Raw genomic sequence first — 11,977 nt, forward strand, 5'->3', positions numbered from 1 at the left:
CTTTGGTTTAAACTTCTTGCAATTCTACCATTTTTTTAAATCTTTCAGACTTGTTTAGTAACTCACCAAAAGTCCCATGATTAATAATCTCCCCTTTTTCCATCAGATATACTTGGTCTACATTTTTGACAGTGGATAATCTATGAGCAATAATAATCATTGTAAACTTACCTTGTAGCATATCTATACTTTCCTTAATATGTTTTTCCGTTTCGGAATCCAAGGCAGAGGTTGCCTCATCCATCACCAATAACTCAACCTCTTTATAAAGTTCTCTGGCAATAGAAATCCTTTGTTTTTGACCTCCTGAAACTAAAATACCATTATTACCCAATCTTGCATCTTCTTTATTTTCTACACCCTCCACAAAAGTCTTCATAGAAACCATTTCCATGGTACGCCAAAATCGTTCTATATTTTTAGGTGTTTTTTCTGCCCAAAAGGTAACATTATTAAAAATACTATCGTCAAATATCACAGGCTCTTGAGTGATATAGCCTACCTTATCTCTAAAACTATTTAAATTACTATTATATAAGGATATATCATCTACAAAAACCTCTCCTTCATGAGGCGGTAACAAACCACACAATACATTGGCTAAAGTGGTTTTCCCTGCACCACTCTCTCCCACCAAAGCTATAGATGACTTTGAACTAATACTAAGATTAATATTTTTCAAAATAGGAGTTCGTCCATATGTAACACTAACATTTTTCGTATCAATAGTACTAATATTTTGAATTTCTCCCTGCAATTCTGGTTCTTGGTAATGTTTAAATTCAGAAAGAATAAGCTCTACCGATTCTAAACCAGCAGAAGTTCTCATAAAACCATTCCAAGAGTTTTGCATACTCACTAAGTGAGCCAAAGCTCTATAAAATAAAAGCAAACTCACTAAAATGGAACCAAAACTACCCCCCATAATATTTACCTGAACTAAAATCACGATTGCAATGATAATAATAATCATAGGCTCTCGTAAACTCTCAGCTATAGCTCCAATTTTCCCCATCTTAAAACTAATATCTTCTGATACCCAAATATTATTTTTCAGTTTCCTCTCATAAGTTTTAAAATAGTTTGTTGCTTTTAAATACTTAAAGTTGTTTATTGCCTGAATAAGATTACCATTAAAATCGTGTCCTATAAAAGACTGCTTTCTTGAATACTCTTTGGTTTTTTTATTGATATATTTATAGAAAATATTGGTTAGCCCACCTCCTATACCTACCATAATAGCAAATTGCCAATTAGATAAGAAAGCTAAAACCACATAGGTAAGTAGCATGACTACATGCTGAATGCTCACAAAATAGGTAACCATAGCATTAACCAACTTATCAACCTCACTTATCATATTATTTTGAACTCTTCCTGCATCTAGCTTAGTAAAGCCCTCATAAGATAAATCCTTAAAGCCTGACAGTAGATTCCATCTTATTTTCCGCATGGCTACTAGGCGTATTTTGGTAAAATAAATTGTTCTAATGTAGAAGAAAATACCTTTGAGAACGAATAAACTTATCATCAACCCAAGAGCTGTAGCTAGATTCAATTCAATTCCCAATCGTTTAATTGCTATAACTAAAAATTCTAATTGACCTAAAGACTCATTGTTAGTAGCATCTCCGGTGGCAATAGATAACAAAGGAATGAACATAGCTAACCCTAAACCATCAAGTATTCCGACCAAAAAGTTTAGTAGTATATAACCATAGATATGCCACCCTATTATTCTTCTAAAATAATTAAAAAATCCAAGGCTACTTGTCGTATTATTTTTCATTTTTGTATTCTAAAATCAGACTGATATCTAGCACTAAATAATTTTGTGCTAAAACCTCATGTAAATACTATTGCAAAGTTACGAATTTATTTTCAGTCCATTAATTTTTGTTCATAAATACCAGCTATCCAAAACCTCCTTTTAGAATTCCACGCTTCATTACTCCGAAGATTTTCTTAACTTTGCTCCCATTATAGCAATATATCATGAATAACCATTTTGATAATGATGACGATGTGTTTACAGGCAAAGAGCACACACCCCTAAGAGCTGATGCCTTTGAGAAGACAACCGAAGAAAAAATTGCCATTATAGAGAAACATTTTGCCGAAATCATGCAAACTTTAGGGCTAGATATGACAGATGACTCTCTAAAAGATTCGCCTAAGCGAGTAGCCAAAATGTATGTAAATGAGATTTTTGGTGGATTACTTCCAGAAAATAAGCCAGGTATCTCTACTTTTAGCAACAAGTATAAATACAGACAAATGCTTGTGGAAAAAGACATTACAGTCTATTCTTTTTGTGAGCATCATTTTTTGCCTATCATTGGTAGAGCTCATGTGGCTTATATCTCTAACGGAGAGGTGATTGGATTATCCAAAATCAATAGAATTGTAGATTACTACGCCAAACGCCCACAAGTGCAAGAAAGACTCACCATGCAAATAGTAGACGCTCTAAAAGAAGCTCTCGGCACTAATGATGTAGCTTGTATTATTGATGCTAAGCACCTCTGTGTTAATTGTAGAGGTATCAAAGACACGGCTAGTTCCACCATTACAGCGGAACTTAGTGGTATCTTTAGAACTAATCCTATCACTAGGCAAGAGTTTCTGCACTATGTTGGTAGTCATGCAAAACTAGATTAAATCTAATCTTTTCAAAACGAAAAAGATATGCTTAAAATATATAACTCTCTCACAGGAGAAAAAGAAGTCTTTAAACCTATTTTAGACCATAATGTAGGTATGTATGTGTGTGGTCCTACGGTATATAGCAATGTACACTTAGGCAATGTGCGTACTTTTATGTCCTTTGATTTTATTTACCGTACTTTAACCTATTTAGGCTACAAAGTGCGTTATGTAAGAAATATTACTGATGCAGGACACCTTACCGATGACGGCGATGTAAACAACGACCGCTTCGTAAAACAGTCAAGGTTAGAGAAACTAGAACCAATGGAAATTGTACAAAAATACACTGTAGATTTCCATAAAGTTTTAGAACTTTTCAATCTACTTCCTCCAACCATTGAACCTACCGCTACGGGACATATTGTGGAACAAATAGAACTCACACAAAAACTAATAGACAAGGGCTTCGCTTACGAAAGTAATGGTTCGGTTTATTTTGATGTAAAGGCTTACAACGAAAAAGGATTAAACTACGGTGAACTTTCCAGAAGAAACATAGAGGAACTTTTTGCCAACACTAGAGATTTAGACGGACAAGGCGAAAAGAAAAATCCACAAGATTTCGCATTATGGAAGAAAGCCTCTCCAGCTCATATTATGAGATGGAACTCTCCTTGGGGAGAAGGTTTCCCTGGTTGGCACTTAGAATGTACTGCTATGAGCACTAAATATTTAGGTGAAAAGTTTGATATACACGGAGGTGGAATGGATTTAAAATTCCCTCACCACGAATGTGAGGTTGCTCAAGGCAAAGCATGTAATGGAACTTCACCCGTAAACTATTGGATGCACGCCAATATGTTGACAATGAACGGACAGCGAATGAGTAAATCCACAGGAAACTATATCCTCCCAATGCAGCTTATTTCTGGCGAAAATGATTTTTTTGAAAAACCATTTCATCCATCAGTAGTGCGTTTTTGCTTTATGCAAGCCCATTATCGTAGCGTGTTAGACATTTCTAACGAAGCTATGATTGCCAGCGAAAAAGGCTTCCAAAGACTTATGGAGGCTATGAGTGTTTTAGAAAATTTATCAGCTAACAGCAACAACACTGCATTTAATATTGAAGATTGGAAATCTAAATGCCACGCTGCATTGCTAGATGATTTTAACGCTCCTATACTTATTGCCCATTTATTTGAGGCAGTTAAATTTATTTTTGCATTAAAAGATGGCAAAGAAAGTATAAGTGAAACAGATTTAATCTTATTAAAAGAAACTCTAAATAGTCTAGTATTTGATGTTTTAGGGCTTCAAAAAATAGAAGAAAATAATAACGAAAAGCTAGACCAAGCTCTTCAAATCCTAATCAACCTTAGAAACGAAGCTAGAAAAGCTAAAAATTGGGAATTAAGCGACCAGATTAGGGACCAACTGCTAGAAAAAGGCATTGAACTAAAAGATGGTAAAGAAGGGACGACTTATAGTTTGAGCTAACTCAATAATAGAAAAGGGACACTTTATAAAATGTCCCTTTTTCTTTTAATTTCATTTATCTACAAATAGTTCTAGGCTCCGCTTGTGCTTTAGGATAAATACAAAGCTCCGCTATAGAAACACGCTCTGGAGCGTTAATACAATATGCTACTGCATCTGCAATATCTTCAGCTTTCAAGGCTTCGTAACCTTCATAAACGGCTTTAGCCCTTGCTTCATCTCCTTTAAATCTCACTTTAGAGAAATCGGTTTCTACCGCTCCCGGCTGAATATTAGTCACTTTAATACCAAAACTAGTAAGCTCTATCCTCATACCTTCCGAAATCACATCTACCGCCCTTTTAGAAGCACAATAGACCACTCCATTAGCATAAGTTTGGCGAGCCGCAACGGAAGATATATTGATGATATGTCCTTTCTTAGCCTCTTTCATTCTAGAAATAATCGGTTTTGAGACATAAAGTAAACCTTTCACATTAGCGTCCATCATCATATCCCAATCGGAAATATTACCATCTGACAGAGGCTCTAATCCGTGAGCATTCCCCGCATTATTGATGAGTATATCTATATCCTTGAAACTCTCAGGCAAAGATGCTATGGAGCGTTCTACCTCATCAGCGTTTCTAACATCAAAAACTAAAGCATATACCTCTGTTTTTAAAGATAATTTTTCTTTAAGCTCTTCTAGAACTTCCGCTCTTCGTCCACAAATGATAAGTCTGTATCCCTGTTGAGCCAAAAGCTCTGCCGTAGCCTTCCCTATGCCCGATGTAGCTCCTGTTATAAATACCGTTCTTCCCATAAATAAATATTGTTTATTTAAAACCTTTTCTTTTAAGTTTAATCATTTTATATTTAAGATACCTGTTTAAGTCTTTATTCTTTACCGTTCTAGTATTTAATATCAAAATTGGAAAAACAACTCCAAACGCCAACACCAAAATAGTAAATCCTGCATTTAGCCCGTTATTGATAATCTCTATCAAATTCTCCACTGTGATAGAATTTTCTTTTTTAGACGATACAATGCGTATAATCCCCATCATAAAATTATACCCCAATGTCCCCGGTATCATATTGATAACCGCAGGTATTGTAAATACAATAGGTGGCGTGTGTACTCGGTGAGCAAAATATAACCCTGACAATCCCACAGCAGATGCCCCTAAAAGCGTTGCCATTACCACTTGTCCATTCAGTACATAAACTAACAGTATCGTCTTAATTCCAAAACCTAAAGCTCCCAGCAGTGCCACCGCCCACAGAGCCCTTCTTGGAGTATTAAAAAGTACCGCAAAACCTAACGATACAAATACTGCCCAAAATACCTTTTCTAAAATATCATACGCCATAAAATAACCTGAATACAAATACTGATAAATAATAACCTACTGCTATCATAAAAACAATCATTGTTCCTAAGGCTGCTTTAGCCCACCCTGAAACAATATGCCCCTCCAACAAGTCTAAAAATCCATTGATTAAAGGCACTCCTGGTATCAACCAAAGTACACATGCCGTAAGTGCTGCATGACCTTCTGGCAAACCAAAAACCAATGCCATTTTTACTACTGATACAGACACAAACGCCGAAACTAAGCTCTGCATAAACAGATTATATTCTTTTTTAATTAAAAATAATCTTACCCAAAAGCCAATGACACTCGCTAGAAATACTACTAAAAACTCTAAATAAGTCCCTGAAAACAACTGACTAAGAGCCGCTGTTGCCATACCAATCCACAGCATTTTAACCCACACAGAATAGTGAGGCTTACTTCTTATTTCGTCTAATCTTTTTTCTACTTCATCATAAGGAAGTTTGTGTGCTGCTATATCCCAACTAAGAACGCTAATATCCGAAATAAGATTAAAGTCTATACCGTGCTTATTGATAGTTTTCACTAATGTTTCTGTGTTATTTCCATCTTTATCATACAAGGATAGAAATATCCCCGAAAAAGAGAAAAACACTTCCACATGGTAGCCATAAGCTTCTGCAATACGCACTACATTTCGTTTTGTTCTGGTAGAGTTAGCACCATTAGAAATGAGAAGCGTAGCCACCTCTGTTAAAAGCTTTGCTAGTGTAGTTATAGACTGCTTGTTATTTTCCATACTATACTCCATACTATAAAAAAACAGATTGATATAGCTACCAATCTGTCTTATAATTATTTCTTGTCCGCTACTTCTTTAGTATCTGGAAATCTGTTTTGTGTAAAATCTCGTGATATAGCGGCTTTTTCAAATTTAAGTTTACCTGCCATAGTTTCTAGTATCACACCATCTTCTGTTACTTGTGAAACTCTACCGTGTATCCCAGATGTGGTAACCACCATTCTACCAGGTTTTAGAGATTCTTGGAAGTTTTTCTCTTGCTTCTGTTTTTTCATCTGTGGACGAATCATAAAAAAGTAAAAGAAAACTATCATACCTCCTATCATAATGAAAGTCGGCATTATAGATGGCTGTGCTTGTGCTTGAAGTAAAATAAGTAAATTCATGTTTTTTTAGTTTAATTTTATTTTTAATAGAGCTATTGTACATCTGCTGTAAAGCTCAATACAATAGGTGTTTTTTCTGTGTTAGCATAAACTTCCACAAATTTTTGCTGCATTCCTTGGAAACTACCCGAGTCAAATTTAAGAGTTACCTTTGCCACTTTACCTGGTAATATAGGCTCTTTAGTATAATCAGGAACAGTACAACCACAAGTAGGCTTAACATTAGAAATAATTAGTGGATTTTTACCTGTATTTGTAATTTCATAAGTATGCTCTACAATAGAACCTGATTTAACCACACCAAAATCAAAACTTGGAGCTGATAAAGCCACCGATGTTAATGGTGAAGATTGTGCTTGTTTTACCATATCAGATTGCTCTGTGTGCAGTTGCTCCTCAACTGAAATTTGTTCTGCAACTTCCGTTTCTGGATTAAGTACTTCTGGCTTTTCATTTTTATTACAAGCCGTTAGAGATAATACACTAAATCCCAAAAGGGCAGTTATTTTTGTAATTTTTCTCATTGTATATTATTTTAAAAACGATTGATGTCTTCTGCATATTTACCTAAAAGTCCGTTGATAAACACCTGACTTTTATCCGTAGAAAACGCCTTAGAAATTTCTATATATTCGTTGATAATCACTTTAGAAGGCGTTAGTGGGAAATGGTCTAATTCTGTGATAGCCGCTATCAAAATCACTCTATCCATAAGAGAAACTCGGTCTAATTCCCAGTTTTTAAGGCGTTCTTTTAGCTTTATTTCCGTATCTTCCCAATGGCTTAGACTGTATTGCAATAACTTTTGTGCAAAACTTCTGTCTTCCTCATCTTTAATAATTTTGATAAGTGTATGGCTTGGCTCACCTTCTCTTATAAAACCAATAGTCTTTTGTATCATCGTGTTAGAAATATGTAGGTCATCTACCCAGCTAATTTCTTTCTCTTCCATCAACTCATGGAATGCCTCATTCTCTGCCACATACCTCAAAAATAATTTCCCAAGGAATTTTTGGTCGTCTTCAAAAGACACTTCGTCATTCTGCATAAAATCTTGGTAACGCTTCCCTGCCTTCATCCTTTGGAAAGTCTTTACCAACAAATCGTCATCTAAGTCCCACTTTAGGTTTTGATGTTTTGAGGTAAACGAAAGTCGCTCCTGATTATTCTCTATATTTTCTAGAACTTGGTTTCTAATGAACTTCTGATTAGGATTAAGGTCTTCCTCGGTCTTTAAAAACTTACCTTTGCTTATTTCCATTTGGTGTTCTGCCAAATGCTTTAGACCAACTAAAAAATTAAGCTGATAAACATACAAATGATAAATCTTCTCTATTTCTGAGAACATTTTTCTTTGCAACGCATCTTGGCTAAGCGGATTTTGCTGGTAAGCATAAAGGGTTTGTACTACTTTTTCTCGTATTTGTCTTCTTCCTAACATTTCAAAGGTCTTTTTCGGTGGCAAAGATACGGATAAATGCCCAACCAACGAAAACTTGAAATCAAAAAAAGCACCACCTTAGTCAGATGATGCTTCTTTATTTTTAATTCTAAAAAGGATTATTTATTGTAGTTTTCTTCTACTTTATCCCAGTTAATCACTTCAAAGAAAGCCGTTACATAGTCTGGTCTTCTGTTTTGGTAATTAAGGTAATAAGCGTGTTCCCACACATCTAATCCCAAGATAGGTGTACCACCACAGCCTACATTTGGCATCAATGGGTTATCTTGATTAGCCGAAGAACATACTTCTAAAGACCCATCTGGCATTTTGCAAAGCCACGCCCAACCAGAACCAAATCTTGTTTTTGCCGCTTCCGAAAAATCTGTTTTGAATTTATCAAAACCTCCCATTTTCTCAATCTCTTCTTTCACTTTTCCTACAGGCTCTTTACTTCCCCCTGGAGTTAAAACTTCCCAAAAAAGAGTATGGTTAAAGTGCCCACCACCATTGTTTCTTACAGCTGGTTTATCACTTCCTAATTGGCAAACTTCCTCTATAGACTTGCCTTCTAACTCAGTTCCAGCAATTGCTTTATTAAGGTTATCTATATAGGCTTGATGGTGTTTGGTATGGTGTATTTCCATCGTTCTTGCATCAATGTGCGGCTCTAGAGCATCGTAAGCGTATCCTAGTTTTGGTAATTCAAATGACATAATAATTTTGTTTTTTAATTTAACTTTATCAATGTTTGCCTCCAAATTTAAGTAATTATTCCTCTATTCAGGAATGATTATTTAAAATTTTATAAAACTTTAACATAGATAAAATCTATCATTTAGCAATGAATGTAATTTACTTCTATAGATTAAAGGCTTCCTTAATATCCTCTACTCTATCTAACTTCTCCCAAGTAAAGAACTCTAAATCTTTTACCACAAGTTCGTTTTCTCTACCTTCATTAAATACCTTATCCGCGATATAAGACTCTCTACCCATATGCCCATAAGCTGCCGTTTCTCTGTAGATAGGATTTCTTAGTTTTAAATTAGTCTCTATGGCATAAGGTCTCAAATCAAAAATACCTTTTAATTTTTTTGCTATTTCCCCATCACTATAAGACACCTTAGAAGTTCCGTAGGTATTGATGTAAAGTCCGCAAGGTTCCGCCACACCAATAGCGTAAGATACTTGAACCAGCACCTCATCTGCTACCCCAGCAGCTACCAAGTTTTTAGCAATATGTCTCGTGGCATACGCCGCACTCCGGTCTACTTTAGAAGGGTCTTTACCAGAAAAAGCACCGCCACCGTGAGCTCCTTTACCACCGTAAGTATCTACAATGATTTTCCTACCCGTAAGCCCTGTATCGCCGTGTGGTCCCCCAATTACAAACTTCCCTGTAGGGTTGATATGGTATTTAATACCATTATTAAATAATTTCTGTATCTCTGGTTTTTGCTTAGCAACCACTCTAGGAATAAGAATTTCCGTTAAGTCTTTTCTAATTTGGGCTAACATAGTATCATCATCAGAAAACTCATCGTGCTGAGTGGATATTACAATGCTATCAATTCGGATAGGCTTATGGTCATCAGAATACTCTATAGTTACCTGACTTTTAGCATCGGGACGAAGGTATTTTATTTCCGCTCCTTCTCTTCTGATTGCAGAGAGTTCCCTCAAAATAGCGTGTGCCAAATCTAAAGCCAAAGGCATATAGTTATCGGTTTCGTTGGTTGCATAACCGAACATCATTCCTTGGTCGCCTGCCCCTTGAGCTTGAGCTTTTGCTTCAAAATTATCTTCAGCTACCACTCTATCAACCCCTTGGTTAATCTCTGGCGACTGTTCGTGGATGGCAGACAAAACCCCACAAGAGTCTCCATTAAACATATACTCGCCTTTGGTATAGCCTATCTCGTTAATAACTTCTCTAGCAATAGTTTGCACATCTAAGTAAGCCGAAGATTTAACCTCTCCCGCCAAAATAACCTGTCCTGTGGTTACTAAAGTTTCACAAGCCACCTTTGCCTTCTCATCGTAGGCAAGAAAATGGTCTATTAAAGCATCAGAAATTTGGTCTGCAATTTTATCAGGATGTCCTTCTGAAACGGATTCAGATGTGAATAAATACGGCATATTTTTTATTATTTAATTAAAATTTATACTAAAAATAAGACCGAAGAACATCAAAAAGAAACTAAAATAGAAATCTGTTTTAGCATTTTTTAGTGAGGTTGCAATCAGTCAAATTTTTCCTCTTTACTTTGAGTTTGCAAAGTTATAAAAGTTTTTATTTATAACAAAAACTATTTAAGCTCATCATACTTTATAGCTTTCATATCTAATTTTAAATATTTTCCTTGGTTATTAACTGCCTTAGGGTTACTTACACCCATAAGCTCTAAGATGGTTTTGTAGATCATGCTTGTTGATACAACTTTATTTACCTCAACACCTCTATTTTTAGTTTTGTATAGCGGTGAATACCAAATAAAGAAAGGCACCTGAACTGCTTCTCTATAATCTCCATGGATATATTTATCATCTTTTTTGATTTGACCATGGTCTGAAACATAAACTAATACGGAGTTAGTTTTCTCAATCCGCTTCATCACTTCCCCCATTACCTTATCGGTATATCTTATAGAATTGTCGTAACAATTATCCAATTGCCCTTGGTATTTCCAATATTCTTCTTTCTCCGGATATTTATCACAAGAATATGGGTGACTGCCATTGATATGCATTACAATAACCTTCCTCCTTTTTGAGTTTTTATTTAGAGACAGTATACTCGAAAGCTCTGGCAGCAAACTTTCATCAAACCCACTAATCCATTTTTTATTTTTAGAGAAAGAAGCTATTGCCGTTATCCCAGCCGCTCCACCTTGTGTACTTAACCAATAAGTATCATACCCTTGATGGTTAGCTACATTCACAATGTTATCGCTAATGGATAGTATATTTTCTTTATAGTTATCTATATCAATATTACTTAGAATAATAGGCACTGCCAAGTTGGTAATAGCCGCTGGAGAATATGCATTATTATAAACTTCCATATTATGCTTCTCAGAAACCGCTATAGGAGTAGTATTTCTCCTGTAGCCATACAACGACATATTTTGCTTTCTTGCAGATTCTCCAATTAAAATGACAATATTTTGAGGTAATTCCTCTCCACCATCTAGCGGAAATAAATTATAATGGACTTTATTCTCCGTTATTAGCTTTAGCTCTTCTCTTAGGTTATATGCTTTTTGTAGATCACTAGCATGGTAGAATACATTTTTAATCATACTCCCACCCCCTTTGTTACTAATATACTTATGTTTTGCATGAAAAAGCAGTGGCAACAATATCCAAACAAACGAATATAAATATATTGGTACTCTTTTGAATCTGTATATTTTTTTTGACAATTCTCTAATAAGCATAAATGCTAAAACCGCAAACAATACAGCCGCTATAATAGGTAGTATCAAAGTTTTAGACATACTAAGGCTTTCCGAGAGGTTCGTATCTAGTACACTCATTATCATTCCTACATTAAACCCTTGCTCATATATAAACAAACACGATGCAGAAATCATAAAATTAGCTCCGAACAAAATCAATAGTAAAAAAACTATCGATTTGAAAAAATAGTTTCCTCTATATAAAATACTACAAAAAGTAATTATCGAAAAAAACATCACACCATACTCCACAACATTCCTTACCACATCTAGTGTATTAACACTCTTAGTAGAACCGTCTAACAGATAAGGATACGACGAAAAAAAACCAACTATATACATCACAAAAGACAACAGCCCAAATAGATAGATTTTTTTACTATTAAATGTATTATAAAAGGAAGTCATATTCT

Annotated in this window: 12 protein-coding genes; 2 read left to right on the forward strand and 10 right to left on the reverse strand. The window is 35.2% G+C overall.

The window, feature by feature from the left end:
- Positions 1–7: 7 nt before the first annotated feature.
- Positions 8–1,789: an ABC transporter ATP-binding protein gene (locus tag D1J36_RS02325; protein WP_154138203.1), complete on the reverse strand. Its 1,782-nt coding sequence runs from the start codon at positions 1,787–1,789 to the stop codon at positions 8–10.
- A 206-nt stretch (positions 1,790–1,995) separates the two neighbouring features.
- On the opposite strand from D1J36_RS02325, the gene folE reads away from it, so the two are divergent.
- Both folE and cysS read left to right on the forward strand, forming a co-directional pair.
- Positions 1,996–2,661, forward strand: coding sequence for a GTP cyclohydrolase I FolE (gene folE, locus D1J36_RS02330; RefSeq protein WP_154138204.1), 666 nt, complete (start codon positions 1,996–1,998; stop codon positions 2,659–2,661).
- Between the two features lie 27 nt (positions 2,662–2,688).
- A complete protein-coding gene (gene cysS / locus D1J36_RS02335) occupies positions 2,689–4,149 on the forward strand; it encodes a cysteine--tRNA ligase (protein ID WP_154138205.1) in 1,461 nt (486 codons plus the stop codon).
- A gap of 55 nt (positions 4,150–4,204) precedes the next feature.
- Here the strand turns inward: cysS and D1J36_RS02340 are convergent, their stop codons facing one another.
- From D1J36_RS02340 to D1J36_RS02380, 9 genes are all read right to left on the reverse strand, one after another.
- Positions 4,205–4,954: an SDR family NAD(P)-dependent oxidoreductase gene (locus D1J36_RS02340; RefSeq protein WP_154138206.1), complete on the reverse strand. Its 750-nt coding sequence runs from the start codon at positions 4,952–4,954 to the stop codon at positions 4,205–4,207.
- Between the two features lie 13 nt (positions 4,955–4,967).
- Positions 4,968–5,504: a threonine/serine exporter family protein gene (locus tag D1J36_RS02345; protein WP_154138207.1), complete on the reverse strand. Its 537-nt coding sequence runs from the start codon at positions 5,502–5,504 to the stop codon at positions 4,968–4,970.
- Positions 5,494–6,270: a threonine/serine ThrE exporter family protein gene (locus D1J36_RS02350; RefSeq protein ID WP_252339414.1), complete on the reverse strand. Its 777-nt coding sequence runs from the start codon at positions 6,268–6,270 to the stop codon at positions 5,494–5,496. The genes D1J36_RS02345 and D1J36_RS02350 overlap by 11 nt, the downstream gene beginning before the upstream one ends.
- Before the next feature lie 56 nt (positions 6,271–6,326).
- Positions 6,327–6,659 carry a preprotein translocase subunit YajC gene (gene yajC / locus D1J36_RS02355; protein WP_154138209.1) on the reverse strand — a complete coding sequence of 111 codons (333 nt, stop codon included), beginning with the start codon at positions 6,657–6,659 and terminating at the stop codon, positions 6,327–6,329.
- A gap of 32 nt (positions 6,660–6,691) precedes the next feature.
- The gene (locus D1J36_RS02360) at positions 6,692–7,183 is read right to left on the reverse strand and encodes a DUF1573 domain-containing protein (RefSeq protein WP_153935710.1); all 492 of its coding nucleotides are present in this window, start codon (positions 7,181–7,183) and stop codon (positions 6,692–6,694) included.
- 11 nt (positions 7,184–7,194) lie between these two features.
- Positions 7,195–8,100 (reverse strand): transcription antitermination factor NusB, encoded by a 906-nt coding sequence (nusB, locus tag D1J36_RS02365; RefSeq protein ID WP_154138210.1) that lies wholly within the window; start codon positions 8,098–8,100, stop codon positions 7,195–7,197.
- Between the two features lie 119 nt (positions 8,101–8,219).
- Entirely contained in the window at positions 8,220–8,816 is a 597-nt protein-coding gene (locus tag D1J36_RS02370; protein ID WP_154138211.1) for a superoxide dismutase, read from the reverse strand.
- A 145-nt stretch (positions 8,817–8,961) separates the two neighbouring features.
- Positions 8,962–10,242: a methionine adenosyltransferase gene (gene metK, locus D1J36_RS02375; protein WP_154138212.1), complete on the reverse strand. Its 1,281-nt coding sequence runs from the start codon at positions 10,240–10,242 to the stop codon at positions 8,962–8,964.
- A 170-nt stretch (positions 10,243–10,412) separates the two neighbouring features.
- Positions 10,413–11,972 carry a phosphoethanolamine transferase gene (locus D1J36_RS02380; RefSeq protein WP_154138213.1) on the reverse strand — a complete coding sequence of 520 codons (1,560 nt, stop codon included), beginning with the start codon at positions 11,970–11,972 and terminating at the stop codon, positions 10,413–10,415.
- Positions 11,973–11,977 lie beyond the last annotated feature (5 nt).

This window comes from Riemerella anatipestifer (genome assembly GCF_009670965.2).
Taxonomy (GTDB): domain Bacteria; phylum Bacteroidota; class Bacteroidia; order Flavobacteriales; family Weeksellaceae; genus Riemerella; species Riemerella anatipestifer_B.